This is a genomic window from Bradyrhizobium guangxiense (assembly GCF_004114915.1).
GTDB classification, from domain to species: domain Bacteria; phylum Pseudomonadota; class Alphaproteobacteria; order Rhizobiales; family Xanthobacteraceae; genus Bradyrhizobium; species Bradyrhizobium guangxiense.
The window spans coordinates 886,826-913,798 of record NZ_CP022220.1; the positions used below are offsets into that span (position 1 = coordinate 886,826).

24 protein-coding genes and 1 pseudogene are annotated in these 26,973 nt (G+C 59.3%); 21 read left to right on the top strand and 4 right to left on the bottom strand.

Annotated elements, in window-relative coordinates; all coding sequences use genetic code 11:
* The first annotated feature begins 43 nt into the window (after window positions 1–43).
* Window positions 44–1,231 carry an L-talarate/galactarate dehydratase gene (locus tag X268_RS38675; protein WP_128930202.1) on the top strand — a complete coding sequence of 396 codons (1,188 nt, stop codon included), beginning with the start codon at window positions 44–46 and terminating at the stop codon, window positions 1,229–1,231.
* A gap of 83 nt (window positions 1,232–1,314) precedes the next feature.
* Window positions 1,315–2,565 (top strand): lactonase family protein, encoded by a 1,251-nt coding sequence (locus X268_RS38680; protein WP_164933592.1) that lies wholly within the window; start codon window positions 1,315–1,317, stop codon window positions 2,563–2,565.
* 83 nt (window positions 2,566–2,648) lie between these two features.
* Here X268_RS38680 and X268_RS38685 read toward each other — a convergent pair whose 3' ends face one another.
* Genes X268_RS38685 through X268_RS38695 form a run of 3 tightly spaced genes read right to left on the bottom strand, consistent with a single transcriptional unit; the run spans window position 2,649 to window position 6,350 of the window.
* Window positions 2,649–3,944 carry a glycerate kinase type-2 family protein gene (locus tag X268_RS38685; RefSeq protein ID WP_128930056.1) on the bottom strand — a complete coding sequence of 432 codons (1,296 nt, stop codon included), beginning with the start codon at window positions 3,942–3,944 and terminating at the stop codon, window positions 2,649–2,651.
* A gap of 9 nt (window positions 3,945–3,953) precedes the next feature.
* Window positions 3,954–5,030 carry a tartrate dehydrogenase gene (locus X268_RS38690; RefSeq protein WP_128930057.1) on the bottom strand — a complete coding sequence of 359 codons (1,077 nt, stop codon included), beginning with the start codon at window positions 5,028–5,030 and terminating at the stop codon, window positions 3,954–3,956.
* A 27-nt stretch (window positions 5,031–5,057) separates the two neighbouring features.
* On the bottom strand, window positions 5,058–6,350 hold the full coding sequence (locus X268_RS38695; RefSeq protein ID WP_128930058.1) for an MFS transporter: 1,293 nt from the start codon (window positions 6,348–6,350) through the stop codon (window positions 5,058–5,060).
* A 153-nt stretch (window positions 6,351–6,503) separates the two neighbouring features.
* On the opposite strand from X268_RS38695, the gene X268_RS38700 reads away from it, so the two are divergent.
* Together X268_RS38700 and X268_RS38705 are read left to right on the top strand one after the other, a co-directional pair.
* Window positions 6,504–7,421: a LysR family transcriptional regulator gene (locus X268_RS38700; RefSeq protein WP_128930059.1), complete on the top strand. Its 918-nt coding sequence runs from the start codon at window positions 6,504–6,506 to the stop codon at window positions 7,419–7,421.
* 608 nt (window positions 7,422–8,029) lie between these two features.
* Complete coding sequence (locus tag X268_RS38705) at window positions 8,030–8,284, top strand: type 2 periplasmic-binding domain-containing protein (protein ID WP_232995554.1); 255 nt, start codon at window positions 8,030–8,032, stop codon at window positions 8,282–8,284.
* A gap of 443 nt (window positions 8,285–8,727) precedes the next feature.
* Here the strand turns inward: X268_RS38705 and X268_RS38710 are convergent, their stop codons facing one another.
* Window positions 8,728–9,633: a LysR family transcriptional regulator gene (locus tag X268_RS38710; RefSeq protein ID WP_128930061.1), complete on the bottom strand. Its 906-nt coding sequence runs from the start codon at window positions 9,631–9,633 to the stop codon at window positions 8,728–8,730.
* Between the two features lie 442 nt (window positions 9,634–10,075).
* Here X268_RS38710 and X268_RS38715 point away from each other — a divergent pair.
* From X268_RS38715 to X268_RS38795, 17 genes and pseudogenes are all read left to right on the top strand, one after another.
* A pseudogene (locus tag X268_RS38715) lies at window positions 10,076–11,060 on the top strand (pyruvate kinase).
* Between the two features lie 232 nt (window positions 11,061–11,292).
* Window positions 11,293–12,270 (top strand): LysR substrate-binding domain-containing protein, encoded by a 978-nt coding sequence (locus X268_RS38720; protein WP_128930062.1) that lies wholly within the window; start codon window positions 11,293–11,295, stop codon window positions 12,268–12,270.
* On the top strand, window positions 12,260–13,927 hold the full coding sequence (locus X268_RS38725) for a GspE/PulE family protein (RefSeq protein ID WP_128930063.1): 1,668 nt from the start codon (window positions 12,260–12,262) through the stop codon (window positions 13,925–13,927). The genes X268_RS38720 and X268_RS38725 overlap by 11 nt, the downstream gene beginning before the upstream one ends.
* Before the next feature lie 4 nt (window positions 13,928–13,931).
* A complete protein-coding gene (locus X268_RS38730; protein WP_128930064.1) occupies window positions 13,932–15,146 on the top strand; it encodes a type II secretion system F family protein in 1,215 nt (404 codons plus the stop codon).
* Window positions 15,147–15,166: 20 nt separating this feature from the next.
* Entirely contained in the window at window positions 15,167–15,637 is a 471-nt protein-coding gene (gene gspG, locus X268_RS38735) for a type II secretion system major pseudopilin GspG (RefSeq protein ID WP_128930065.1), read from the top strand.
* Window positions 15,627–16,091 carry a GspH/FimT family pseudopilin gene (locus X268_RS38740; protein WP_128930066.1) on the top strand — a complete coding sequence of 155 codons (465 nt, stop codon included), beginning with the start codon at window positions 15,627–15,629 and terminating at the stop codon, window positions 16,089–16,091. Before gspG ends, X268_RS38740 begins: the two co-directional genes overlap by 11 nt.
* Window positions 16,069–16,467: a general secretion pathway protein GspI gene (locus X268_RS38745; protein ID WP_128930067.1), complete on the top strand. Its 399-nt coding sequence runs from the start codon at window positions 16,069–16,071 to the stop codon at window positions 16,465–16,467. The genes X268_RS38740 and X268_RS38745 overlap by 23 nt, the downstream gene beginning before the upstream one ends.
* Window positions 16,464–17,198 carry a general secretion pathway protein GspJ gene (locus tag X268_RS38750; protein ID WP_128930068.1) on the top strand — a complete coding sequence of 245 codons (735 nt, stop codon included), beginning with the start codon at window positions 16,464–16,466 and terminating at the stop codon, window positions 17,196–17,198. The genes X268_RS38745 and X268_RS38750 overlap by 4 nt, the downstream gene beginning before the upstream one ends.
* An 82-nt stretch (window positions 17,199–17,280) precedes the next feature.
* A complete protein-coding gene (locus X268_RS38755; RefSeq protein WP_164938230.1) occupies window positions 17,281–18,144 on the top strand; it encodes a type II secretion system minor pseudopilin in 864 nt (287 codons plus the stop codon).
* A complete protein-coding gene (locus X268_RS38760; RefSeq protein WP_128930070.1) occupies window positions 18,141–19,214 on the top strand; it encodes a PilN domain-containing protein in 1,074 nt (357 codons plus the stop codon). Before X268_RS38755 ends, X268_RS38760 begins: the two co-directional genes overlap by 4 nt.
* On the top strand, window positions 19,192–19,749 hold the full coding sequence (gene gspM, locus X268_RS38765; protein ID WP_128930071.1) for a type II secretion system protein GspM: 558 nt from the start codon (window positions 19,192–19,194) through the stop codon (window positions 19,747–19,749). The genes X268_RS38760 and gspM overlap by 23 nt, the downstream gene beginning before the upstream one ends.
* A complete protein-coding gene (locus tag X268_RS38770; protein ID WP_128930072.1) occupies window positions 19,746–20,345 on the top strand; it encodes a hypothetical protein in 600 nt (199 codons plus the stop codon). Before gspM ends, X268_RS38770 begins: the two co-directional genes overlap by 4 nt.
* 439 nt (window positions 20,346–20,784) lie before the next feature.
* Complete coding sequence (locus X268_RS38775; protein WP_128930073.1) at window positions 20,785–22,083, top strand: MBL fold metallo-hydrolase; 1,299 nt, start codon at window positions 20,785–20,787, stop codon at window positions 22,081–22,083.
* Between the two features lie 82 nt (window positions 22,084–22,165).
* A complete protein-coding gene (locus X268_RS38780) occupies window positions 22,166–22,816 on the top strand; it encodes a DUF1007 family protein (RefSeq protein ID WP_128930074.1) in 651 nt (216 codons plus the stop codon).
* Between the two features lie 279 nt (window positions 22,817–23,095).
* The gene (gene gspD / locus X268_RS38785; protein WP_128930075.1) at window positions 23,096–25,393 is read left to right on the top strand and encodes a type II secretion system secretin GspD; all 2,298 of its coding nucleotides are present in this window, start codon (window positions 23,096–23,098) and stop codon (window positions 25,391–25,393) included.
* A 16-nt stretch (window positions 25,394–25,409) separates the two neighbouring features.
* Window positions 25,410–26,009 (top strand): prepilin peptidase, encoded by a 600-nt coding sequence (locus X268_RS38790; RefSeq protein ID WP_128930076.1) that lies wholly within the window; start codon window positions 25,410–25,412, stop codon window positions 26,007–26,009.
* Window positions 26,010–26,054: 45 nt separating this feature from the next.
* Window positions 26,055–26,540, top strand: coding sequence for an SEL1-like repeat protein (locus tag X268_RS38795; protein WP_128930077.1), 486 nt, complete (start codon window positions 26,055–26,057; stop codon window positions 26,538–26,540).
* Window positions 26,541–26,973: the final 433 nt, after the last annotated feature.

Consider the following 26,973-nt stretch of genomic DNA (forward strand, 5'->3'; position numbering starts at 1 on the left):
AGAAGAGTATTCAACGACGAAAGAGGACGAACAGATGAACTTTATGCAAAACACGACACGCATCATTGCCAATCCGCTAGCTGCGGGACTTGCGCCCGGCGAAGCCACCACCGATCGAATCGCATGGGTCAAGCTATCGCTGGTTTTCCTTCCACTTGCCGCACCGATCAGCGACGCGAAGGTGCTTACCGGCCGCCAAAAGCCGCTCACGGAGATCGCGTTCCTGTTCGCGGAGATCGAAACCGAGCAGGGCCATAGTGGCATCGGCTATAGCTATTCGAAGCGCGCGGGAGGGCCCGGGCAGTTCGCTCATGCCAAGGAAATTGCCGGTGAACTTATAGGTGAGGATCCCAATGACATCGCGCGCATCTGGGACAAGCTGGTCTGGGCCGGCGCTTCCGTCGGGCGTAGTGGACTGTCAACCCAGGCAATTGCCGCCTTTGACATTGCGTTGTGGGATCTCAAGGCCAAGCGAGCGAAGCTGCCGCTGGCCAAATTGCTCGGCGCCCACCGAGATTCGGTTCGCTGCTACAACACATCCGGCGGCTATCTCTCCATGCCCATCGAGGAGGTCAAGGAGCGCGTCTCGATGGCGCTCGAAAAGGGCATCGGCGCCATCAAGCTCAAAGTCGGCCAGCCCGACCCGATGGTTGATCTCGCCCGCATCGAGGCAGTGCGCAAACATATTGGCGACGTACCGCTGGCGATCGATGCCAATCAGCAATGGGACCGCACGACTGCACTGAGGTTTGGTCGCATTGCCGAGCAGTTCAGCCTGACCTGGATCGAAGAGCCGCTGGATGCTTACGATTACGAAGGGCATGCCGCGCTCGCCAAGGAGCTTGCAACCCCGATCGCCACGGGTGAGATGCTAACAAGCGTCGATGAACATTACGAGCTGATCCGGCACAATTCGGTCGACTTCATTCAGCCAGACGCCCCCCGCGTCGGGGGCATCACCCCCTTCCTGAAGATCCTCGCGCTTGCCGACCATAAGAAGCTGCAGCTCGCTCCCCATTACTGCATGGAGATCCACCTTCATCTGACGGCGGCTTACGGCCGCGAGCCCTGGGTCGAGCACTTCGAGTGGTCGGAAGCCATGTTCAACGAGAAACTCCATGTCGTGAATGGACGCATGATCGTGCCAAACCGACCGGGCCTCGGCTTCAGCCTCTCGGATCAGGCTCGGGCATGGACTCGCGCCACTCACGAAGCCGGAAAGCGGCCCTAATAAACAGAAGGCTGGTCCGGCCCCGCCGGCCCAGCCTTTTGAGGCCGAGTAGACTTAGCAGCACGTTACGAGGAGTTGAACGCATGAACCGCGCAGTGTCACTCAGCCGCCGTACGTTTGTAGGCCTCCTTGCCGCAGCGGGGCTATCGCCACGAGCAGTTGCTGCGCAGAACACAGCTCGCGCGGTCCTCTACGTCGCAGTTGGGTCCGAGCTGATGTGTTACGAGGCCGACGACACGAAGCTCGCCTTGCAGAAAATTGACACTATTCGCGTGCCAGAGGCGGTTCAGTACGCCTGGAAGCATCCATCAAAGCCGCTGCTCTACGTGGCTTTTAGCAACCGGTATACCTCCAAGGCTGACGACCGGCACGGGGTCGCGGTCTATGCGATCGATCAAGACACGGGGCGGCTGCAGCAATTTGGAGAGCCTGTCTTTCTCAAGAACCGCCCAGTTAACCTCACGCTCGATCCGGCAGGGCGCTATCTGCTTGTTGCTTACAACATGCCGTCAGATCTGACCGTCCATGCGCTCGGGGAGAACGGCTCCATCGGAGTTGAAATCAAGCAGTCCGGCTCAATCGATGCCGGCATCTATGCTCACCAAGTCCGTGTCTCACCGTCTGGCAAGCTCGTCGTGCTTCCGACGCGCGGCAACGATCCGGGCGCCGGCAAGCCCGAAGATCCCGGAGCCCTGAAAGTCTTCCGATTTGAAGCGGGGCAGCTTTCGCATGAGACTTCGATCACTAAAGGAAACGGACTTGGCTTCGGCCCGCGGCACGTCGACTTTCATCCGGAAAAACCGTGGATGTTCGTATCGATGGAACGCAACAACCAGCTGCTGGTCTATGGGACGAGTGACGAAGGCATCGATCCTAAGCCGCTGTTCGAAAGATATACTGCTGAAAACCACGAAGCTAGGCTACCGGTCCAGTTCGTCGGCCCCATCCACGTGCACCCCAACGGCCGGTTCGTCTATCTTGCCAACCGCTCGGACGGAACGATCGATTTCGCGGGCCGAAAGGTCCATGGGGAGGGAGAAAATACTGTCGCCGTGTTTTCGATCAATCCCGCAAGCGGAGAGCCGACGCTCATCCAGACCATTGATACCCTGACCTTCCATTGCAGGACATTCTCAATCCATCCGGCCGGACGAATGCTGGTCACAGCTGCGGTTGCGCCGCTTGACGTTCGCGACGGTGGCGCCGTTCGGACGGTTCCAGCAGGGTTGACAGTATTCGACGTCGCCGACGATGGCAAACTGAACTTCGCTCGCAAATACGAGGTCGATATCGGCAAAGATTGGATGTTCTGGTGTGGAATGGTTGCTCTCTGAGCATGCAGCTCTGCACGACGCGCTCGCGGGAGCTCTCGCACGAGCGGGCGCCTTATGTAGGCGAACGAACGAGCTTTGCCAGCTTACGACGTCTGTTGCCTAGTCGGCGCAATCAGAACGGCCCGAATGTCATTGACATTTGTGAGAGTGGGACCTGTTCGAACGAGATCACCAAGACGCTCGAAAAAGGTGTAACTATCGTGAGCCGTCAGAAGCGCGCGGGCATCGAGCTGGCTCGCAGCGGCGCGATGCAAGGTATCTGGCGTCACCAAAGCGCCGGCGGCATCCTCCGTTCCATCAATCCCGTCACTATCCCCGGCAATGGCCCAAATGCCCGCCGCTCCATCAAGGGCCACCGCAAGTCCGAGCAAGAACTCGGTATTGCGACCACCACGACCTGCTCGGCCATGACCGATGCTAACTGTCGTCTCTCCTCCTGAAAGCAGAACGGCCGGCGCCTTTACAGGATGCCCGTGCTGAGCGACCGACCGGGCAATTCCGGCCATCATGGTACCGAGCTCTCGGGCCTCCCCCTCGATTGCGTCCCCAAGTACAACAGCGCTCAATCCCTCGCGCTTGGCGAGCTGCGCTGCAGCATCAAGGGCCGTGAGTGGCGCGGCGATAATACGGACATCTTCGGCAATGTCCCCAGGCTTCGCCGTATCTTGTCCGCCGTCTAGAACGGCTTGCGCAGAGTCGGGCAGCTTGATCCCGAAACGGCGAACGATCTCGCGCGCATTGGCCTTCGTGCTGGCATCCGGCAGCGTCGGGCCGGAGGCGATCGCAGCCGGATCGTCCCCCGGAATGTCTGAGATCACGAGGGTGAGGAGGCGCGCAGGGCGCGCTGCAAGCGCCAGCCGACCGCCTTTGATCGCCGACAGGTGCTTGCGCACCACATTCATCTCCGCAATCGTCGCCCCGCTCGCGAGTAATGCCCGGTTTACCGCTTGCTTGTCCGCGAGGGTCATCGGAGGGGCGGGAAGGGCCATCAGTGCGGACCCGCCACCGGACATCAACGCTAGGACCAGGTCATCCTTCGTCAGCCCTCTGACCGCATCCAGCATCCGCAGCGCCGCGGCCTCGCTCGAGTGGTCCGGGACGGGGTGCGACGCCTCAAGGACTTCGACCCCGCCCGCCGGCACCGCGTGCCCGTGCCGCGTCACAACGACCCCCGACAATTCGACGTCGGGCCAGGCCGCATCGACCACCGCAGCCATTGCCGCGGACGCCTTGCCGGCTCCGACAACAATACAGCGTCCGCTGGGCTTTGGCGGCAGATGCGTCGTGACGGCTATGCGCGGATCAGCGCTCGCGATTGCGGCATCAAAGAGTTGCCGCAGCAAGCTGCGAGCCCGTGCGTCGGTCCACACAGCGGACATTGGGGGGCTTCACGCGTTTTCCGCTTGGATCGCGCTCACGACAGCGTCTGTCACCTTGCGGGTGTTCGCCGATCCTCCAAGGTCTGGCGTATGCAGTTCGGGGTTGGCGGTGACGCGCTCGATTGCCTTCATGAGCCGCTGCGCGGCTGCATTCTCCCCCAGATGCTCAAGCATCATAACCGCCGACCAGAATGTCCCGACGGGATTGGCAATGCCCTTGCCTGTGATGTCGAAGGCGGAGCCATGGATGGGCTCGAACATCGATGGGAATTTGCGCTCGGGATTGAGATTGGCGGTCGGGGCGATGCCAAGCGAACCGGCAAGGGCAGCGGCAAGGTCGGACAGCACATCAGCATGGAGATTGGTAGCCACGATCGTATCGAGGCTCTGCGGGCGCATGACCATGCGCATCGTCATGGCATCGACCAGCATCTTGTCCCACGTCACGTCAGAAAACTCGCGCGCGACCTCCGCTGCAATTTCATCCCACATGACCATTGCATGCCGCTGTGCATTGGATTTCGTCACGACGGTCAACAACTTGCGGGGACGAGACCGTGCAAGGCCGAAGGCAAAGCGCATGATCCGCTCCACACCGGCGCGCGTGAACATAGCGACATCGGTTGCTGCCTCCAAAGGAGATCCCTGATGGACCCGTCCGCCGACGCCCGCATACTCGCCTTCCGAATTTTCCCGAACGATGACCCAGTCGAGCTCCTTGTCCTTGACGGCACGCAAGGGCGAGGTGATGCCGGGAAGGATGCGGGTCGGACGCACATTCGCATATTGATCGAACGGCTGACAGATCGCGAGCCGCAGGCCCCAAAGCGTGATGTGGTCCGGAATTTCTGGGTGCCCTGCGGAGCCAAACAGGATTGCATCGTGATTACGGATCAGATCGCGCCCGTTTTCGGGCATCATGCGGCCATGCCGCTTATAATATTCCCCACCCCAATCAAAGTGGTCGAAGTGAAAGGTGAATGCCCCATCGCGCTTCGCCAGCGCCTTAAGAACTTCGACGCCGGCATCCACAACTTCGGAGCCGATACCGTCGCCTGGGATTGCCGCAACGTTGTAGGTCTTCATGAGAGATATCCTTCCTCTTCCGTATGATTAGTGCGCGACGGCCGCCTGATGGCGGCCGATCGAGCGCGCGAGCAGCAACGTCAGCGTGGCGGACAACAACAAGAGTGCGCAGACGAAATAGAGCCCGCCCTCGAAGCTGCCGGTGAGGTCCTTGATCCATCCGATCATGGCCGGACCGACGAAGCCGCCGAGATTGCCGATGGAGTTGATGGTTGCGATGCCGCTCGCCGCGGCCGGACCGGCCAGGAACAGTGTCGGCATGCTCCAAAGCGGCGGCTTGGCGGCGCTGATGCCGACGTTCACCAGCACCAGCGCAGCGATAACTGAAGCAACGCCAGTCGACATGCCTGCCAGCGCGAGCCCGGCCGCCGCAACGAGGCAAGCGATGACTACATGCCACGTCCGTTCGTTGGTGCGGTCCGAATGCCTTGACCACAGATACATGGCCACCACGGCGATCGTCGGCGGGATCGCATTGAGCGATCCAACCGCCATATTCGACAGGCCGAAGCCTTTGATGATCTGCGGCGCCCATACCCCCAGCGTGTACAGTCCCGCCGACGTGCCGAAGTAGACGAGGGACAAAGCCAGAACGCGTAGATCCGTCAGTCCCCGCCAGACGCTATGGCTCGCCGACCCTGCCTTGGCCGCCCGCTCCGCATTCATGGCCTCGACCAGCCAGGCCCGCTCATCATCGGCAAGCCACTTCGCCTGTTCCGGCCGATCCGTCATGAATCCGAGCACGATGAACCCAAGCACGATGGCGGGTAGCGCCTCGAGGAGAAATAGCCATTGCCACCCCTTAAGGCCGAACAAGCCGTGCAACTCCAGAAGAGCGGCCGAGACGGGCGATCCGAGGACCGTTGAAAGAGGCGCCGCTGCCATGAACAGAGCGGTGATCCCGGCACGCTGGCGCGCGGGAAACCAATAGGACAGATAGAGGATAATTCCTGGGAAGAACCCAGCTTCGGCCGCGCCGAGCAAGAAGCGAAGAACGTAGAAGCTTGTTTGCCCTTGGACGAACGCCATTGCCCCGGATATCAAGCCCCAGGTGATCATGACCCGAGCGATCCACAGTCGGGCTCCCACCTTGTCCAAAATGATGTTGGAGGGCACCTCGAACAGGAAGTAACCCCAGAAGAAAATGCCCGCACCAAATCCGTATACGGAGGAGGAGAAACCAAGATCCTTGTTCATCGTCAGCGCTGCGAAGCCGATGTTCACTCGGTCGATAAACGCGACGAAGTAGAGTAGCATCACGAATGGCACGATCCGGTAAGCTACTCGACGGATCGTGCGCTTCTGAACCTCGTTCACCACCTTGGGCCTCCTCGTTTTTCGGCTGGCGCCCCGGCTGGCAGCCATGCCTTTTATCTACGGCCAGCCTAGAAGGAAGAGACGGCGTCACTCAATACGCCCTTATTTGTACAAAAAAATGGTATAATGGCTCGGATTCGACAAAAGGGCCTGCTCATGGAGCTGCGTCAATTGAGATGTTTCGTCGCCGCCGCCGAGCAGCTGCATTTTGGCCGCGCGGCCCAACACCTGCAGATGCTACCTTCCGCCTTCGGCCGCCACATCAAACTCTTGGAAGAGGATCTTGGTACGCGGCTGTTTGCAAGGACCACGCGAGCCGTCTCTTTGACCGACGACGGCGCGCTACTTCTTCGGGAGGCGCGCATCATTCTCTCAAAGGTCTCGACCGTGGAGGCCGTCTTGCGCGGTCGCTCGCGTTCGGTCGGAGCCCGGAATCTCAAGGTAGGCGCCATAGACAGTGCTGCGGCCGGGCTTATGCCGCAGCTGTTGCGAGACTTCCGCGCGAAATACCCCGACGTCACCGTTCATCTTCTGGAGGAAAAGACGTTCCGGCTGCTTCCCAAGGTCCTTTCCGGAGCGCTCGATCTCGTTTTCATCCGTCCTCCGGAGAAGATGGACCGAAGGCTCGAATGTAAAACTCTGCTCATGGAAACCGCAGTGGTCGCCCTTCCCCGCAGGCACGCGCTTGCACGTAACGAATGTCTGTCGCTCTCGGCGATCGCTCATCAACCGATGATCGTTCCTGATCGGCGATCTCGGCCCCACAGCCACGACTTGACCATGAAGCTGTTCGAGGACGCCGGGCTGACGCCCCGCATCGCTCAGCTCGCCGATGAAAAGCAGACGATCGTGAACATGGTTGCGGCTGGACTGGGACTGGCCGTCGTCCCCCGCTGGACCTCTCGCATGGCTGTTGCGGGCGTTCGCTTTGTTCCGCTCAAGCTGGAGCGCTTTGGAGCAGTTGGACGGCTTCCGCTCGCTGCAAGTTGGCTGCGTGGTTCCCGCGATCCTATTCGCGATACGCTTTTGACGGTCCTCGAAAAGCGGTTGCGGTCTTATGCCAAAGGTGCCTGATGATTCTTGCAGAAAGCCAGGCGCCGAGCTCCGATGCGAGCGCAAATGTCAAGCTCGCCGGTCCGAAAGTGTTTGAACCGTGTTCGGTCGGGTACCGATGGTCATCGTTGAGCGCATCTGGAAAGGGAGGCAAGGAGCACGAATACTCATGAGCCGTCGATTGTCGAGGCATCCTGCAAGCCCACTTCGCGTGCGTTTCGATGTTCATCAGCGCGATCCAAGTTGGACGACCGATCGGGGGTGCGATCCGCTGCTAGCCCCGGAGCCGTAACTATTGCGTTTCACAAACACCTCTGTTCGACCGCGACGGTCGAGGAATGCAGATGACCGAGGCAAGCCTTCTCTTGCACCGGAGCGCATCTCAGATCCTGCGTGACCTTGCCGGTTAGGAAGTCATGGCCGACGGAAAGCATCTCACCAGTGATGTCATCATCGGTGCTACCCCGTCCGTCATTGCATTGGCAGGCGCGGAGCTGATCAGGGCCTACCGGGAGCGTCTGCCCGAGTACGCCCGCACTTGCTAGAGGGACGTTGACGCGCTCGATCGACGTCGCGTTGGTCCACGTCTTCAACCAGAAAGCCCACGCTTAATCAGCAAGCGCCTCGCAGTGGAGCGGCTGTTCGCAATCGGGCCGCCAGAAATGTTCGCCGGCGATCCGGTCAGCCCCGCGAGCCTGCTTGCTATACTCTTTCCCTCTGCTCAAAATCCGATTCGAAGCCTTCTCGACGCCGGTGCCGCGGGCATCGATCTGTCGGTGTCGATTGTGCTGGAGATCGACACGATGATTCCTCTAAAAGACCTCGTCCGGCAGCGCCTTGCCCCGGCGTCCTCCCGTTCTGCGCGGTCAGACATGAGTTCGTGACGGAACTTTGAGCGCCGGCTCAATCGTCAGGCCGAAATCAGAAGGGATCTGGGCCTTATCTGCCTTGCGGATCCGGCCGCCGACGCGCGTCGCCTCCGAGCTGATTGCCCGCTTCGGTATATCCTGCGCAAGATCGTCTCCGGAAAGAGAGGACACGGTTTCGTCGATCCGATAACCGCCTAAGATAGTAGGCCCCTAAATATACAGCGATGGCGCGATGAGGCGGCGCTCCACCAACTTTGGAAGCACAACAAAACCAAGATCCGCGGTGTCTATAACGCGGCCGCTTGAACCCCATGGGCTTCTTCCGAATCTACCTCGAGTGGCCCGAAATGATGTAGCCTTCCGGCCCGGTGGTTTTCCCAGTCTGCCTAACTCCCAAAAAAACGCCCGCCATAGGTGGCGGGCAGTCTGCGGGAGAGAGTAGTGCGATCGGGTGCGACTCAAGCTTCCTTTGCGTAAGCTGCAAGATCGGCCCGCAGCATCTTCAATATGTCGTCTCGGATGGGATCCCTGGTCCCGCGCGACCAAGCAGCCGCAAGGGGAAGTTTGTTCATGTCCGACGCCACGAGCCGGACATAGCGAACCCCGCGGCTCGCCAGGCGCGACGTCCAGCTAGGTACGATAGCGATCCCCCAACCGGCCGACACCAGGTTGACGATCGTTTGCTTTTCCTCCGCAATCTGAGCAATCCGGGCGTCTAGCCCGGCTTCCGCAAAGAGCTTCATCGTTAGATCGTGGCTATGAGGCCTGGACCGCCGTTCGGGAACGATCAGTGGCTCGTTCTTGAGATCCGCAACCTTGACCATCTTCCTCGACGCAAGTCGATGATGGTGCGGAAGGGCTACGACGGCTGTCTCAAAGAAGAGAAATAGAAACTCCAGCCGCTTGTTGGCGTCTTTTGGGGGGCGCACGAAGGCGAGATCAAGCCGTCCGGTCAAAAGGCGCGGCAACAGACGAATGGTCTTATCCTCGACCAGTTGAATCGTTGCATCAGGCCGACGCTTGCGAAAGTCTTTAAGAAGTTTCGGAATAAGTCCGGCGGCAGCACTGTCGATGGCACCAACGCGTATGATTGTTGCCCCTTTGCGCGAGCGCGTCCGAAATCTGACCGCAAGCGCATCGGCTTGCGTCAGCAGCGCACGCGCATCTTTAAGCAAGACAACACCGTCGTCCGTCAGCGCGACGTTTCGCGTCGTGCGCGTCAGAAGCCGCGTGCCGAGATCCTCCTCCAGCAGCCGAACAAACCGCCCCAGGGCCGAGGGAAGCATATTCATTCGTTGCGCCGCTCTTCCGAAGTGAAGCTCTTCGGCTGTTGCTACGAAGCAGCGCAGTTGTTGCAGGTCCATCAGTTCCTCCGTACGACGACGATAACATCAAAAACGCCGGTCTTATTATGTCATTCTTTTGTATAAACGATTGGAGATTGAATCCGCTCTGCCTTGATTGCAGCGTTTTCTCGATAGCGCCGTCGATGCGCAGAACAATCAAACGCCGATCGGGCCAGGAGCCCATCCGGCTTGACGAACGATCTGGAGGTCCGGTTTGCGAAAGTGATGCTGCTCTACTTGGCTGGGACGGAGACGCCGAGTGCGCCAGGCACGATCGTGCGCCGAGCGCGCTAGGCCAGGCACATGCGGCACACTTCGATCCGCTCTTGCCTCGCGGCCCGCGATAGCAACGGCCTTCTTGATCGCGTCGGCGCTCTCATTCGCATCGATTCGATACGCACGAACGTCGGCAATGTCAGGGCTGTTTGATGGGCGGCCCCGCAATTTCGCGAGGTAAAACATGCATCGTCGGCGAGCCAAGATTATTGCGACCGTCGGACCCGCCAGCCGTTCGCCAGAGATGCTCGCGGCATTGGGCCAGGCGGGCGGATACGTTCCGACTTACAGGCAGATCACGCAAGGCGTCATGGCGCAATTCGTCAACTCGAACGAAGATTCAGCCGCCCTATTGGTATTCTTCAGGACTTGCAGGGGCCAAAGATCCGGGTTGGTACCATAAGGAATGGCAGATTTTCCCTCAGTGCCGGTGACGCCGTTCGCTTTGTTCCGTCGGTCGGCGTCCGGGCATATCGATGACATCGTGCGCCTCTCCGATGGGATAGTGATCGCGCGCGTTGATCTTGGCGTCGCAATTCCGCATGCGGAGGTTCCCGGCCGACAAAAGGAATTGATCCGATCGTGCCGCCTCGACGCTCAATGGTTGCTGCGCCGACGCCGACACGCGCCGACACTTCGGATGCGGCCACAGCGATCTATGGCGGAGCCGACGCGATCATGCTGTCCGCGGAATCTGCGACCGCGCAATATCCGTGCGAGGCCGCCACCAACATGAGCCGCATAATCGAAAGCACCGAGCGACATAAAATGTATCGTTCGATCGTCAATGCGTCGGAGCCGGACGAGGAGCAGACCGCCCCGACCGCGGCGGCTGCGGATCTCGCAACGATGATCGGAGCCTCAGCGATCCTCGCCTTCACCTCGAGCGGTACGACTGCAACGCGCATCGCGCGCAAACGTCCCAAGGTACTGATCCTCGCGATCACACCGGAGGAACGGGTCTCGCGCCAACTATGCCTGTTGTGGGGGCGCCCACGGCATGAAGTCCCCCAACATAAGCTCCTACGAGGAGATGGTCGAACGCGCGACGCAAACCGCTCTCAACGTGAACTTTTGCGGAGAATGCCGATGTCATCGTCGCCGTGGCCGGCATACGTTTCGGCGATGCCGGCACAACCAATAATTTACGCGTGGTGACGATTGCTTAAGCGCTTCGCCGCCATCCTGGCCGCCCCCTTCCTCTAACCAGCTGACGTCGCAGCGCGGCCTATGCCGTTTGCCGGCCCAACCTTGCGCAACTGCCCAGCAGATCACGTCCTCGCAAGAAATTATTCTAATCGTTTGTATATTATAATGAGCATTGAGGTCAGCGAGCCAGTGACCTTAAGATTATAGATTAGCGGGCGAATAAGTTCCGTTTTGCAATCGGGAAACGTCGGGGTGAAACCATTAGCACAAGATCTTGAGGTGTTTATCGTTGCGGCGCGGCGGGGAAGTTTTGCTGCGGCGGCGACAGAGTTAGGTGCGTCGCCTGCCTACGTCAGCAAGCGCGTCGCGCTACTTGAGCGGGCACTCGGACGCGTGTTGTTCCTGCGTACCGCTCGACAAGCGGTGCTCAGCAGCGATGGGGAAGTGTTGCTGTCCAAAGCGCAGCGCGTTCTCGATGCCTATGCGGATTTTGTAGCTGACGGTCCTGAGACCGATTCCGTCGCCCGCGGCAGCGTACGAATTACGGCAAGCTCGGGTATTGGCTGCAATCATGTCGCACCACTTGTATCGGAGTTGGCGCTCCTACACCCGGAATTGGATATTCGGCTGGAAATCGTCGATCGGAGCGTGGATCTGGTTGAGGAGAATGTCGACATTGACATTCGGGTCGGCAGGGTACGCGAGCCTCACTTGCTCGTGCATCCTATTGCGCAGGGAAGACGCATTCTCTGCGCGGCTCCCAGCTATCTCAATCGACGCGGCATGCCGGAGGAACTCGGCGATCTCGCTGGACATTCGTGCCTGGTCATGCGCGAACGTGACGAGGTGTTCGAGCGCTGGACTTTGCATGGTCCCATCGGGATGCGCACCATCAACGTCACCGCTGCCCTCTCCACCAACCATGGCGATATCATCCGCAATTGGGCGATTGCCGGCCGTGGGATAATGCTGCGTTCTTATTGGGACGTGGCCAAGGGGCTCGCGAATGGCCAATTAGTCCACGTGCTTCCCCTCTGGTGGCAGCCGGCTGATATATCTGCCGTCACCAAAGTCCGCTCAAGCAGTGTGTACCGATATTATCTTTGCGTCCGCTATATTCGCGAGCGGCTCCGTGACGGGCCATTCGCACTTGCCACAAAGCGATGGCCCGAGACTCCAGGTGAAACAGAGCTCACACTTGAGGAGGCTCCCGCGCTTCATGAGGCCTGAAACCGTGACTGAGTTTGCAGAGCGCCTTCGGGGCGATGCGCATGTCGCAGCCGGCATGGGCGGCCTTGTCGCCGAAAAGCTCACGCTGCGCCAGCTTTTCGAATCGTCCGACCTGTCGGCCCAGGAGTTTGCCGACGCGGTCGCAGCCTTTTTCAAACATGACCGTGCGGCTTTAGCCGACCTCTTGGCTGGGACGAGCTTGGTCGAACACTTCTCGCCTCGCTTCCTCCGGGAAATGACGATTTTTCCGTATCAGCTCGCGAATGGACGCGCCGTGATTGCCCTGTTCGATCCCACGGACACGGCAGCGATCAGCGCCGCGGAGATTGTACTCGGCCCCGCGGTAAAGGTCGCCATCGCGTCGTTTGAGGACATTGATACCGCGCTCTCTCAGCGCCTTAGCGAAGGCGAGACCACCGCAGCGAATAGGGATAATACCATCGCTGTCCGCGAGGAGGATATCGAAAGCCTCCGCGACCTAGCTAGCGGCGCGCCGGTCGTCCGTGCCGTCTCCGAATTGATCGAAAAGGCCGCCGAGCTTCGCGCCAGTGACATACACATTGAGCCTTTCAGGACGGAACTGGCAGTGCGTATGCGGGTTGATGGCCTGCTTCGCCATATCCCCTCACCATCCCATGTACTCCCACAGGCCATAGTCTCCCGCATCAAGATCCTGGCGGGTCTCAACATAGCCGAGCGCCGATTGCCTCAAGATGGCGCCGCGCGTGTCCAACTTGGGCGAGCTGAAATGGATTTGCGCGTCGCTATCATGCCGACGCAGCATGGTGAGTCTGCCGTCATTCGGCTTCTGCCCAAGGAGCGGGGACTCCTTGCGATCGAGAAGCTCGGCTTTGCGCCCGACGACGAAGCAAAGCTCCGCGCAGTCCTGACGCTCCCGCACGGTCTCATCGTGGTCACCGGACCAACCGGCAGCGGTAAAACCACGACGCTTGCGACCGTGCTCGGCCTCCTCAACGAATCCTCCCGGAAGATACTGACGATCGAGGATCCGGTAGAATACGAAATCAAGGGCATCAATCAGTCCCAGGTAAACTCTGCTATCGGCCTGACTTTCGCGAAGGCATTGCGCGCTTTCGTGCGGCAAGATCCGGATGTCATCATGGTGGGCGAGATCCGTGATGCCGAGACAGCGGAAGTAGCGATCCACGCTGCCCTGACCGGGCACCTCGTCCTGACCACGCTGCACACCGAAACCGCTGCGGCCGCCGTGCCGCGACTGCTGGACCTCGGCGTCGAGGCGTTTCTGTTGAGTTCAACCCTCCGTGCCGTGATCGCGCAGCGGCTGGTGCGGCAGCTTTGCGACCGGTGCAAAACAACGAGCCGGCTCGAGCACTCGGAGTTTGCGGCCGATCGGCGGTACGCCGCGATCGGCCTTCGGGTTGGTGATGAAGTTTACAAGGCAGGCCGATGCGAGCGTTGCGGCGGAACGGGCTACCGCGGCCGCGTTGGCCTGTTCGAGGTCCTTGAAGTGGCCGATGAGGTTCGTCAGCTGATGAATGCGCACTGCGACGCCGTGTCGATTGATCGAACAGCGGTTCGATCTGGAATGACCACCATGATCCAAGACGGCCTCGCGAAATGCCGAGCCGGCGTCACGTCGCCCGCGGAAGTTCTCCGCGTAACGACCATACGATAACGTGATGCAAACCTTTCGCTATCTAGCTATGACCCAGAGCGGTGAGCTCGTAAACGGTATGATCTCCGCGTCCACCGCGAAGGAAGTTTTCGCGCGTATCGAGTATCTCGGTCTCGTTCCGATCGAAACAGTCGCTCAGGACACTAAGGTTGCGGTCGCTCATATCGCTGCTGGTTTTCTTGGGCGACCACGCGCCGAAGACGTGACCATCTTTACACGTGATCTTTCTTTGCTGCTCAAGGCGGGCGCGAGGCTTGACGATGCACTGGAGTTGTTGTGCTCAGATGACGACATCGGCCGCCTGCGCCCGATTGTGAGTAAACTCCGCGTCGCAGTGCTTGCGGGCGAAAGCTTCGCTGAAGCCGTCGGCAAATATCCGAGTTGCTTTCCGCCTATCTATGCGGCGCTCGTGCAAGTCGGCGAAACGTCCGGGAAGCTCGGCCACCTTCTCGATATGCTGGCAAGCGAGCGCGCGCGCACGGAGGCCTTGCGCCGAAGAATTACTGATGCGCTGCAATATCCTGCATTCGTGTTGCTCGCTGCATCCTGCGTGCTGGCATTTTTTGTTCTCGTGGTACTGCCACAGTTCGGAGCTGTGTTGCGCGATTTCGGCGCCAAGCAGGACTCGCTGATTGTCACGGTGCTTGGCGTTTCTGAATGGACGCGCTCCAACGGTCTGGCGATTCTTGGAGTCGCAGGGGCCGCCATCTTTGCAGCCTATGCCGTCCTCCGCCGGCCCGTGATCCGGTTCCGGCTGCTCGCAACACTGATGCGATTGCCGGGCCCCAGTTCGATTTTTCGGGCCTACCAAACTGCGGTGTTCTGCCGCAATCTCGGCATCCTTGCTGGCAGTCAGGTACCTTTGACCACCACCCTGCGCATCCTCGTCGATATCATGTCCTTTTCGGGCGATGTTCCCGCCTGGACAACCGCGGCTGATCAAGTACGACACGGCGCGAAGCTTTCTGACGCCCTTTCCCAGTCAACGGTCTTGCCCATGATGGCGATCCGCATGATCCGCATTGGCGAAGAAACCGGCCAGCTGCCAATACTCGCCGGGCGCATCGCGGAGTTCTACGAAGCCAAGCTACAGAGGAGTCTTGACCGGCTCCTCGCCGTTATCGGACCGGCGGCCGTGATCGGCATTAGCGTGGTTGTCGGCGGTCTCATCGTTTCCATTATGACGGCCCTGCTGTCTATCACTCAACTCGTATCGTGATCTCAAAACAGCGAGCGCAAATGACGCTTATCTCATCCCGCGCAATGGCCTGGCGGCGGCGGTCGTTCGCAGCGGGCGAGAATGGATTCACCTTGGTCGAGATGCTGGTCGTCATTACGATCATCGGGCTGATCATGGGACTGATCGGCCCCCGCGTGTTGAACTATCTCGCTGAGTCCAAGGTCAAGACGGCCAAGATACAAATCCGCAGCCTCGCCAGTTCGCTCGATCTCATGTTTCTCGACACGGGACGCTATCCGTCATCTTCGGAAGGCCTTAACGCCCTGGTAAAACCCGCAGCTTCGATGGCCGGATGGCACGGTCCCTACATCGATGGAAATAGCCTACCGAACGACCCGTGGGGTAGGCCCTATGTTTACCGGTCGCCCAGTGGGAACGCCAAGTTTGAGATCATGTCCTACGGGGCTGACGGGCATGAGGGCGGTGCGGATTCTGCCGCCGATATCTCGTCAAACAGCAATGAGAAATAGCCCGGAAGCACAAAACGGATTTACTTTGCTTGAGATGGTCTGCGTGTTGTCCATCGTCGCAATGCTGGTCGGTATCCTTCTGCCACGGCTTTCGCCTGGAACGTCGCGGCCGCGGCTCGAGGCATCGGCACTCGAAATCGCGTCCCTATTGAAGATCGACCGGAACGCGGCAGTTAAGAGCGGGATGCGCGTGCTGACCAGAATCGACGCGAGCACCCGGCGCCTGCAATCAGGTTCGAACGGCAGCGTTCTCGTGGTACCGGACGATGTGACGCTGGACGCACTATTGCCACGGGATTGCGAAGGACGACCCGCCCTTTCGACCATAAGTTTTTTCCCGAGCGGGTTCTCGTGCGGTGGCACGCTTAGACTCTCGCGTCTGAATACTGTCTACGAAGTTCGTGTGAATTGGCTTACGGGGGGAATCGAGATTGTGCGCGTTCCGGCTGTGTAATGCCTCCCGCAGCGTCGCGGGGTTTACGATCGTCGAGGCATTGGCCGCTCTCGCGATCGCCACCGCCATGCTGGCGGCGATCGGCTCGCTCATGTCGACCAGCATAAAAGGCGCGCGGAGGATTGATGATCGCATGGTCTTGGTGGAGACGGCGCGCACTCTGGCGGCAGCATTGCCGCCGCGCGGCGACGCAACCACGGGCGTAACGTCGGGTGAACTCAACGGCATTGTCTGGCGCGTCGATATATCGCCCTTGCTCAGGACAGCGTCCGACAAGCAGCAATGGGTGCCGAAACGGGTCCGGATCCAGGTTAAATCTTCAGCAGGTACGAGCTTCGCCCTGGAAACTGCGCGTCTGGGCCGGAGGTCGCAGTGATAGCCCGGGATCACCTCTCCCAAGCCTTGCACCGCGCGAGTATCGCGGGGTTCACGCTGTTCGAAGCTCTCGCGGCGATCGTACTTATGGGGATTGTTGTTTTTTGTCTAAGCACAATCGCGACGCATTGGCTACCCAGCTGGGATCGTGGCCTGGCGCGCGCGCAACGCGCCGAGCTTATTGGCATCGCCCTTGACCGTTTAACCGCCGATCTTGCGGCATCGCAGTTCATTTCCGCCAACGGCGGAAGCAAAAAGCCGCTGTTCAACGGCACAGAAGGATCTGTCACTTTTGTGCGCACGGTTACAAGCCCCAACGCCAAGTCGGGCCTCGAGATCGTTAAAATCGAAACAATCAAGGACCCTACTGGTCTCGTCCTCATACGCTCTTCGAGGCCCTTCGTCTTGTTTGAAGGTGCGATTGACCCGTCTGGCTTTGGTAATCCCGTCGTCCTGCTGCGATCGCCCTATCGGGCCGAGTTCGCCTATGCGGGACCCGGCGGCGTGTGGAAGGCGAACTGGCTGAATGTCGGCCACTTGCCGGCCGCCATCCGCCTCACGGTCCAAGATCACACCCTTGGGGAGGCGAGGGTAATCTCGACCACGACGCTTATTCATGTTGACGCGCCTGCACTATGCATCAGCGGAAAGAGCACGGATTGCACGGGAGAGCCCGACACTAGTCCCGATACGGCTCCCGCAGCGGACTCTCTCGAGAGCCGTCGGACCTGAGGCCACAATGATATTTTGCAATCCGCAGGAAGGACACTTATCTGGGGGGCGGGAGGGCTTTATCCTCATTGCGGTCCTCTGGATGTTGATTGCACTCGCGACACTTGCGTCCATCTATTCGATTTACATAGGCAGTTCTTCCTGGTCGAGTTCGGTGATCGAGCGCCGTCTGCAAGCCGATCAATTGGTGTCAGCCAGCCTTAATCTCGCGACCCAACGCCTTGCTGTGGCAGACCAGCGCGATCGACCTACGCATGGCCACTTCAGCTTCCGGCTAGGCCAAGCCAACGCATCGGTCAGATTCGTTTCCGAAGCGGCCCGGCTCGATCTCAATCAGGCCCCGCGCGAACTACTATCGAGTTTCTTCATAGCGATCGGCGCATCGGAGGAGGATGCCCCGCGTTTTGCTGCGCGGATTGTTGGTTGGCGAGAGCGCTTAAGACCATCCGATCGCGCTAATGAAGCGCAGCTTTACCGCGCCGCCGGCCGCGGCTATGGACCGCGAGGCGCTCCCTTCGCACATGTAGGAGAGTTATGGTTAGTTCAAGGTCTGCCGCAGGTCATCATAGAACGAATGTTGCCTCTGGTGACCGTTTACAGCGGCAGGGCCGATATTAACGTCTTCGACGCGCCGCCCGAGCTTGTTGCGGCTTTGCCTGGCATGACCCTAGATCGTCTGAATGGTTTTCTTGGCCAACGGCAGCTCGTGGCTCCCAGTAAGGACGCTCTAGTCCGACTGCTCGGTTCAGATCAAACCGCCGCGACCGCCGATGCAAGTGACGCGTTCCGGCTGGACATAAAAATAGGGGGCGCAGGGGGATGGAATAGCTGTGCGGAAGCGGTCATCTTGCTACAGGGTCCGGACGATCCTTTTCATATCCTTGCCTGGGATGACAGTTTGCGCGGTGACTGTCGTCAGGGCATGGCAACGGCGAACCCGCCATGATCCTGTTTAATTCGATAGCGGCAGGCCTCGCTTCGTGGGTACAAGCCGTGGCGTCCGAAGTTTCATCGCTCTCGAACGGCTTGCGCCGACGCTCGCAGGTTCGGATGGTGGAATTCGAGAAGGATCAATTCACCCTTCATCTCGTGACCGACCCCAAAAACGCGAAAGCGCCTGACCACGCGCTCGCGGTCCTGGAGGGAGCGGTTGCTAGCCCAATCCCTCCAGCATGGAAGTTAGCTCTGACTGGAAGTCAGCTTGAACTTGTCCTTCACCCGGCGCGATTTCTGTTTCGCCCGCTGGATTTGCCGAGGCGCGCTGCCGAATATGCGGCGGGTGTCGTGAGGTCCCAAATCGACCGACTAACCCCGTGGGATGTGCAAGAAGCGGTCTATGGTTGGAGTGCTTCACCTGACGAGACTGGCGACCGCATTCAGCTGACAATCGCTGCCACGCCTCGCGCTAAGCTAACGCCCTTGCTCGATGCTATCGGATCGCTTGGGACTTGGTCAATCCTGGTCTCCACGTCACGTTCGAACGTGCCAATTAGGATCGTTGAGACACAAATACACGGACCGACCGATTTCCGTCGTGTTCGTACGTGCCTGATGGTAGTTCTGCTGTTAAGCGGCTTTGCTGCCACTTCGTCGCTTTGCATTTCAGCGCTCATTTCGGACGGTTTGGCCCTGAGACGGGAAGAACTCTCTCGAAAGATATCGGTGCTCACAAGAGCGTCGCAGAATGTTGTTGCCGAATCCGCTTTGCGAGAGCTCGAACAACAGAAGCGCAACACTCCTTCGCCCGTAATGGCGATTGAGGCGCTGTCGGATCTACTGCCAGACAACACGTTCCTAACGGAGCTGCGTATCGATCACGCGAAACTACAGATAGCGGGCCTTACGAGCGACGCCGCATCGCTCATCCGCCTGATCGAGCAGTCGCCCCAGTTTTCACACGCGATCTTCTTCGCTCCAACCACACGGTCTGAAGGAGCAACCAAAGAGCAATTCCACGTCGAGGCTCAAATCAACCCCGCATTCGCCGCTATCCATGAACCAGACCTACCGCATTAGACGCTACGTCAGCGCCATTCCGTTCGTTGCCACAATTTGTTACGCGGCAATGACGGGATTTCTATTGCTGATCACGGGCTGGACGGCGTTGGACCTGGCGGAACAGCATCGTACGCTGGCGAACGCGAACGAAATGTTCGACAGGTTGCAGTCACAACAGCGGGCGGCCCGCAGCACGAACGACGGGGCGCTCGCTGTGAGTCCACCAGTTGTCGAAGGTCCCACGGTCACAGTCGCGGCCGCCGTGGTGCTGCAGCACGTTTCTGCAGAAGCGACGCGGATGGGAAGCAACATCTTATCGTCGCAGGTCGATCTGCAGGACGCAGGAGCACAACACGGGATCGTCAGAGTCTCTGTCGATCTCGAGATCGAGCAGCCGGCCCTTCAAGGCCTCCTTTACGAGCTGGAGGCGGGATCGCCCTTCCTGTTCATCGATCAATTGGTCATACAGGTACCCGAGTCGTCGACAAGACACGCCGCGACGAAGGTGCGCGTCGCAATTGTCGTCTCCGGATGGTGGCGGAGTGTCAAATGAAGTGCCCCCTCACGATTCAAGCTCTCGCGCTGGCCTTCCTGATCTTGGCAGTCGAATCGGGGAGGCGGCCTGCCGAGGCGAGTCAGACTTCAACGGCTACTGGCCTGAATCCGCCAGTGTCGCCCACAATGGAGTACCTGCTTGCGAAGGAGCCATTCGAGGCTACCCGATCGGAGCATAATCCCATTGCCAAAGTCCCCCTTGCGCAGCTCAATAAAACGCAAGAGCGCCCGCTATTCTCTCCGTCACGCCGCCCTCCGTCTCTGCCGCCGCCGAACGCGCCCACTATCCCCGTTGTCGTCGCGGCTCCCAAGCCGCTCGAGCCTGAGCTTCCGCCATTTGAACTCGTGGGCACGATAACTGGGGGCGCCGACAGCATCGCCGTCTTTGTGAATCGCGCGACTGGCGAGACGGTGAAGTTGCGGCAGGATGAAGTTCAATCAGGATGGACGTTGCGCGACATCGGAGCGCGTGAAGCCACGCTTTCGAACGGCGAGAACATCAAGGTTCTGGCTCTCGCCTTGCCCGGCACGACCGCAGATCCGGCGCCTGTGGAAGCCAGCACCGCTTCAATACGGCATCCTGCGAAGCGTTAAGGGTAAATGCGATTATGTTAGCGGATCAATCGCAACCGCCAAGTGTGCCGCGCTGCGATGGGTCGCCTTCAGGTACACCGACACGACGATCTCGTAGCCGCTCGTGCCATTGCGTGCAATGCCGCAGACCCTACGTTGCAGCGCACAGAGGCAATTCATCTTGACAAGCAACACTTCGTGTCGCTCGACAACACACCTCAGATATTGATGTCCGTCATTCAGTCCCTAGCATCGCGAGAAAGCGCCTTATGAACCGCTTTTCGTTTGGCGCGGCTGGCGGGGGACTTTCAAACATCAATGGCCCGATCCGATCTGTCGCCTATCTACTCGGAAACACGAGCGAGGCTTTTCGAGATGGCGACCTTCACTCTAACGATTGAACAACCGAAAGAGGAACCTTTATATGTTACGCAGGAACTCAATCCCAACCAAGTGTGCCTTGGCTTTGGCCGCGACGCTCATGGCAGGTTCGGCGTTGTCGACCACGGCTCACGCAAACAATGGCGACTTGATCGCAGCGCGTCAGAAATTTTTCGGCGACGAGAACGTCGATCCCGAGTCCGGGCGGGTCAGTCCCGACAAGGTCATCTTGTCGTGGCTCTCGAATTCAACTCTGGCGGCTTCCATTGCCGGCCACGTTTTGCTTTTGGACACTTACGTCACTCGGCTCGAAGTTTCGCCGGGCCGCACGCCCTTCGTTATCGGCGATTTGGTTGCTCTCAAACCAGAAGGCCTTCTAATCGGGCATGGTCACTTCGATCACGCGGACAACGCGGCCTACATCGCTGCGATGACCGGCGCGAAACTCTACGCCACCGCGGAAACCTGCGTTGCCCTGCAAGCCGATTTCGCGCGCGAGCAGGCCGACCCGGCGATTCAAGGTAATCCGGCTACGGCGTTTCCTCACAAGGCGTCGATCTCCTGCAACACGGTCACGACGACCGGTTCGGTTCCCGGCACCCAAATTGTCAAACTGGACTTCCTGGAACCGGACGCCTGCGTAATCGCCTTCCGACACTTGCACTCGGTTGCAGTCCCGGTCGACCCGACCTGGCCGCGGGCACCTAATCCGTCCGTTTATTATGCGGTTGACCCGCGCGATCCGGGGCTGTTTCCGGCCGGAACGCCGCTTGCGCCCGGGAAAAGTGGGACGCTGCCTGGGCAGATCAACATTGCTACCAGCGGCAGTGGTGGTCCGGGTGGCCCTATTCCGCTGTTTTTCGATTTTGTGTTGCGCGAAGGTCGTCACTTCACCTTTGCTTGGTATAACTCGTCGGGAGCACTCAAAGAAGGATTGGGAAGCGGGTGGCCCAACGGCACGCCAGCTGACGGCCAGCGTATCACGAACATCCTGAAGAGTTTACCGGCCACCGATGTGGATGCCGGTACGATTGCGACAGCCAATTTCGATAACAATTCTTATCGTGATCCCTTCGCGTATATTCAATCGCTGAACCCGAAGATCTTCATTCCGTTGCATCTGACCACCGGGTCGACCTTCAAGGAATCCATCTCGCCCGCCGTTTACGGCGGATACCTGGATCAAATTAAGCGCCTCGGCCTGACACTCGATCAATGGCCAGACACACGATGGCTCGTTGATCCCGAAGATTACGCAAAGCCCATCGTCTACGACATTCGGGACCCGCGCTGGGACAATCCAAAGAAGCTGCCCGCCATCAAGCATTATTGCGGTTCTGATCCAGACGACCACCACGACGACCACGGGAAGCCGTGACCACCGCGCCGACGGCTGCTCGAAAAGAGGAGCCGTCGCGCCCTTCCACGATCCGCGCGCCGGATGCAACTGAAATGATGCAATGAAACGCTCTCTGATTTGGTTCGTAATCGTCGCAACGCTGTGTGTGTGCATCCACGCAAGGCACGTCGACGCTCATCCGGATATATTGGTTCACATGCATGATGCGGTTATCTTTGATGGAAATGGCTCTATCAGCGGCGTCCGCGTATCTTGGACCTACGATAGGGAAACGTCGGTGACGGCATTGCGAAGTAGCGGCCTCAACGAAAGCGCCCCACACCTCGGGCGTGACCAGCTTGATCCGCTGGCCAGGGCGACGGTTAATTCGCTGCGCGCGTCTGACTTCTATACGTTCGCGCGCGTCAATGGCACCAAGCAGCCATTCGATGGCGCATCCGATTCATGGCTCGAGTGGGATGGATCGGTGCTAACATTGCATATGGCTCTCAACTTCAAGCAGCCCGTGAGCAACAGCAATTTCACGCTCGAGCTCTTCGATGAAACAGACGAGATCGAGTTCGATTTCCAAGAAGGAGACGCCGTCATCATGACGAAGGCACCCAAAGACTGCGCGCTCGTCGTCGCACGGCCAGGCGATGCCGCCGCTCAACGGGAACTTCTCGGCGATGCTTATCTCAATCCCAACGTTCAACCGGTCGGTTGGGATGCGCAATACTCAAACAAGGTTTCGGTGCGATGTCTAAGTTAGAGGCAATTACAGCCTTGCTCAACCGAATGAAGTCGCCGCTCGACGCTGAACAAGCTGTCTTATGAGCGATTTCGCGCGCGGAGACATTGCTTTGCAGAATTGTCACGGGCGAAACGAAAGTGTCGGTGCAGCGATATTGTTGCATGCGGCTTAGCCGTTGCGACAACAACATAAGGAGTAACGTCAATCATTGAGAAGATTGGGCGCCGCGCGGTTCACGCGCTCGACGATCTGCTCGCATTTGTAATGAAGACGCGAGAGAGTGAGAGGCTACGCGCTATGTTGACACGCCTGCACCGTTTGCGATGTGGCGCGAAGCTGAAGAAGACAATTGCCCTAGTTGCCGCGGGGGCTCTGACGGGATGCGGCGCGCCACTCACGTGGCAGGACACTCACACCAAACCTGACGTAATGGATGAGGTTCGTAATCAGGATCTGCTTCCCCGATTTCCGGAACGCACCGCAGAAGCCGATCTGCAAGGCACTGTCCGGCCAGGTCGCGCCCAACTCTTTTCGGCCGAGCCGGTCTCTTCTATGCAGGCAATCGTGGCCCCGGCGACGAGTACCGGCACCGGTCCCGGGTATGAACTGAATTTCGAAAACGCCACGATTGCGTCGGTTGCAAAAACTGTACTCGGCGACATCCTGAAGACGAGCTACACAATCGACCCGCGTGCTCAGGGCAATATCAATATTGCGTCGGGAAGGCCGGTTCCGAAGCAGGACTTGCTGTTCGTGTTCGAGAGTGCGCTCCGATTGGCAGGAGTCGCGCTCGTCCGCGACGGCGCCGCTTATCGAATTGTCCCACAGACAGAGGCACTCGCAGCCGGCAGTCTTGATTCGCAGCCTGCAAACGTGGAGCCGGGATTTGGCGTCTCTGTCGTGCCGCTTCAATACATATCGGCCGGGACGCTGATGCAGCTCCTGGATAGTTTTGCTACGAAGCCCGGTGCGGTTCGCGTGGATAAGGCTCGCAACATGCTGCTGGTTCAGGGCACAGGGCCCGAGCGTCGCACGGTCGTCGATACGGCTGTTGGTTTCGACGTTGATTGGATGCGGGGGCAGTCAGTCGGTATCTTTCCACTCCAGAACAGCGCTCCTGAGCCTGTCCTGACAGAACTCGAAAAAATCTTGAATTCAAAGGAAGGCGACGTTGGGCACGATCTTGTCAAGTTTCAGGTAATGGAGCGCCGCAACGCGATTTTGGCGGTAACCTCCAAGCCGCAGCTCCTGCGAACGGTCCAGACTTGGATTGGCCGACTCGACGCATCAGATCCTGCCCGTGTTGTTGTACATGTCCGCCGGGTCAAGTACGGCGACGCCCGGCAGCTCGCGAAAGTGCTCGGCGAAATCTTCGGCGGAGGCAGCTCAAATGCAACCGACAGCGCGGCGGGACAGGTCGCGCCTGGGAGCGGTTTGGTGAGGACATCGTCCAATGCCGACCGACTACCAGCCATCTCAACGACTTCCAGCTCCTCCACAAGCACAAAAGGCAATACTGATTTCGGCGGAGGCGCACTCGGGGGCGGATCGCGAACAGGGAACGACACTGGCGGCTCGGAGCTACAGAGCGCTGGCCTTAGCGGCAGGCCCGTGATGGAGGGGATTCGCATCGCAGCCGACGTTTCCACGAACTCCCTGCTTATCTATGCGAACGCTCAGAATTACCGGACCGTCGAACAGACCATACGCCAGCTCGACCAACCGCAGGCTCAAGTCGCGATCGATGCGACCATCGCTGAAGTTACGCTCAACAACAATCTGAGCTACGGGGTTCAATTTTTCATCCAAAGCAAAAACCTCGGTATGGCTCCCGATCGAGGCTCCGCCCTGAACGTCCCAAGCTCCCCCCCAGGACAGCAGTCGAGCGTCCTCAATGGCGTCGCATCCGCTTTCCTTAACCGCGCCTTCCCAGGCTTTAATTTCCTCGTCGGCCCTGAGGCGCAGCCCAACATGATCATAGATGCGCTGCACGCGGTGACAGATGTCAAGATATTATCGAACCCTTCGCTGGTTGTGATCGACAATCAGGTCGGCACACTACTCGTTGGGAACGAGATCCCGGTATCGACCGGCACCGGCAACGTTCTCAATTCGGCGACCGGCACCAACAACACGATCATCAACTCAATCGACTATCGCAACACCGGCATTATCTTGCGCGTCATTCCTCGGGTTAGTCCCGACGGCAACGTGCGCCTCGATATCGAGCAAGAAATCAGTCAGGCGACGAACGCGACCGCGAACTCGCTCACGCCGACCGTCTCGCAACGCAAAGTGAAGAGCTCTGTCGCCGTGCCGAACGGGCAAACCGTACTCTTGGCAGGCCTCATTCAGGAAAACACTGAAGTCGATCGTGGTGGGATTCCGGTTCTCGACGAGATACCGAAAATTGGCGACCTCCTGTCGCACCAGAACAAGACGACGACCCGGACCGAGCTCATTATCTTCATCCGTCCGCAAGTCATTCGGGACAGCATTGCCGCCCACTACGTCGCCGAGGAGTTTCGGGCAAAGCTGCGCGGAACGGTCGAGTCCCTTCCTTCCAGGGGAAGACAACCGCCACTACTTCAATGAAGGAGCAACGAGGAAAATGCCGGAACGCCTCTCGCGTTGCTCGCAAAAGTTTCTCACGTTCCGAGCACCGACCCACGTCACGGTCACGGCGGCATTCGTCCTCTGCGCCGTCTGCATGGCGACGAGCGTCGCAGCGGATCCGAGCTCCGCAGGCCTCCTCGGGGCGGCATTCTCCGCCGTTGCCATCGCAATCGCCGTTATAGATGCGCGACTCTTCGTAATACCAGACGAACTGACCATCCTGGCGCTTGTACTCGGATTGGCAAACGTGTTCGTGCAACCTCCAGACTGGATGGTGCCGACGCTCGCGACGGCAGCATCGCGCGGAGCGGCATTAGCCGCGATGTTCTGGCTATTGCGCATCGCCTACAGGTCCGTCCGTCTGCGCGACGGCATCGGGTTGGGGGACGTCAAACTCGCCGGCGTTGCTGGAGTCTGGCTCGATTGGAATCTGATTCCAATCGCAATCGAGGTCGCGGCCGGATCAGCTTTAATCGCCTGCGGAATTGCGGCGCTTCTCCGTCGCGACAGCATCCAAGCCATCACCCGGCTGCCGTTCGGTCTGTTCTTCGCGCCAGCCATTTGGGTCACATGGCTGATATGGAAGGTCTGGTGAGGTTCGAATGATCGTTGCAGATTGCAAATCGACTCGGGAACATCTATGAAGAATGCACGCCCCCTGATCGGAACTTTGTTCCTCACACTGTGGACTATCGGCAACGTGTTCGGCGCCGAACTCTCCGAAAACGGGCGCTCATTCGCGCGGCGACATGTTTCGGCGGCGGGCGGTGCGATTGAAGCATGCCGGTCCGCTCGAGCCGCAGCTGTCTTGGGCTTCAGGCACGAACATGGCTTCAATGTCCCGCAGTCCTACGAGATAGCCGCGGCGTATTACCACACGGCAGCCGCATGCGGTGATCCGACAGGCCAATATTTGTTCGGCCTCTCCTACGATAAGGGGCATGGCGTTGCGCAGGATGGCGTTCTTGCGTACATGTGGCTGAATTTGGCTGCCGCCCACGCTCCTCAGCTACGGCGCCCGTATTACCTTCGAACAAGAGACGCGGTAGCCAATAATCTCACGCCTGCACAACTCAGCCAAGCTCAATGGCTAGCCATTCAATGGCGGCCCGGAACGGCACCTTAATCCCACTTTTCGAGGTTCCGACCAGGCCTTCTTCGATCATGTGCGAATGGTGCTAGCCGTCGCTTTTCGCGGCGCAGCTAGGATGCATCTGTAGACTCTCGGTTCGGCGGCGTGGCGGTCGACGTCGGTTCTGATCTGCTCGGGTTCGGCGCACGAGCCACCGGTCTTGCGCGCCTTCTGCTCAATTCCTTCGCTCGGAATAGCGAAATTCACAGCGAGCAGATCATTGCCGTGCCTTCTTAAGTTACGCCTTGCTTGCGTATTCACGTGGAGCCAGCCCGGCAATTTGGCTATAAAATGCGGAAAGTCAGTCCCATGGGCGGGTGACAAGGTCTGCCGGAGTTGCCGCCCCGGCGCCGAGCGGTTTTGGCGGTCCCAATCCGTCCAACATGATTGCATCGCCTTCCGGCGGCACCAACCTACTCCGCATGCG

Excerpts from the sequence above, each read along its gene's own strand:
- X268_RS38675 (WP_128930202.1), top strand. The coding sequence starts at position 44 with ATGCAAAACACGACACGCATCATTGCCAATCCGCTAGCTGCGGGACTT.
- X268_RS38680 (WP_164933592.1), top strand. The coding sequence starts at position 1,315 with ATGAACCGCGCAGTGTCACTCAGCCGCCGTACGTTTGTAGGCCTCCTT.
- X268_RS38685 (WP_128930056.1), bottom strand. The coding sequence starts at position 3,944 with ATGTCCGCTGTGTGGACCGACGCACGGGCTCGCAGCTTGCTGCGGCAA.
- X268_RS38690 (WP_128930057.1), bottom strand. The coding sequence starts at position 5,030 with ATGAAGACCTACAACGTTGCGGCAATCCCAGGCGACGGTATCGGCTCC.
- X268_RS38700 (WP_128930059.1), top strand. The coding sequence starts at position 6,504 with ATGGAGCTGCGTCAATTGAGATGTTTCGTCGCCGCCGCCGAGCAGCTG.
- X268_RS38710 (WP_128930061.1), bottom strand. The coding sequence starts at position 9,633 with ATGGACCTGCAACAACTGCGCTGCTTCGTAGCAACAGCCGAAGAGCTT.
- X268_RS38725 (WP_128930063.1), top strand. The coding sequence starts at position 12,260 with ATGAGGCCTGAAACCGTGACTGAGTTTGCAGAGCGCCTTCGGGGCGAT.
- X268_RS38730 (WP_128930064.1), top strand. The coding sequence starts at position 13,932 with ATGCAAACCTTTCGCTATCTAGCTATGACCCAGAGCGGTGAGCTCGTA.
- gspG (WP_128930065.1), top strand. The coding sequence starts at position 15,167 with ATGACGCTTATCTCATCCCGCGCAATGGCCTGGCGGCGGCGGTCGTTC.
- X268_RS38740 (WP_128930066.1), top strand. The coding sequence starts at position 15,627 with ATGAGAAATAGCCCGGAAGCACAAAACGGATTTACTTTGCTTGAGATG.
- X268_RS38755 (WP_164938230.1), top strand. The coding sequence starts at position 17,281 with ATGTTGATTGCACTCGCGACACTTGCGTCCATCTATTCGATTTACATA.
- X268_RS38760 (WP_128930070.1), top strand. The coding sequence starts at position 18,141 with ATGATCCTGTTTAATTCGATAGCGGCAGGCCTCGCTTCGTGGGTACAA.
- gspM (WP_128930071.1), top strand. The coding sequence starts at position 19,192 with ATGAACCAGACCTACCGCATTAGACGCTACGTCAGCGCCATTCCGTTC.
- X268_RS38770 (WP_128930072.1), top strand. The coding sequence starts at position 19,746 with ATGAAGTGCCCCCTCACGATTCAAGCTCTCGCGCTGGCCTTCCTGATC.
- X268_RS38780 (WP_128930074.1), top strand. The coding sequence starts at position 22,166 with ATGAAACGCTCTCTGATTTGGTTCGTAATCGTCGCAACGCTGTGTGTG.
- gspD (WP_128930075.1), top strand. The coding sequence starts at position 23,096 with ATGTTGACACGCCTGCACCGTTTGCGATGTGGCGCGAAGCTGAAGAAG.
- X268_RS38790 (WP_128930076.1), top strand. The coding sequence starts at position 25,410 with ATGCCGGAACGCCTCTCGCGTTGCTCGCAAAAGTTTCTCACGTTCCGA.
- X268_RS38795 (WP_128930077.1), top strand. The coding sequence starts at position 26,055 with ATGAAGAATGCACGCCCCCTGATCGGAACTTTGTTCCTCACACTGTGG.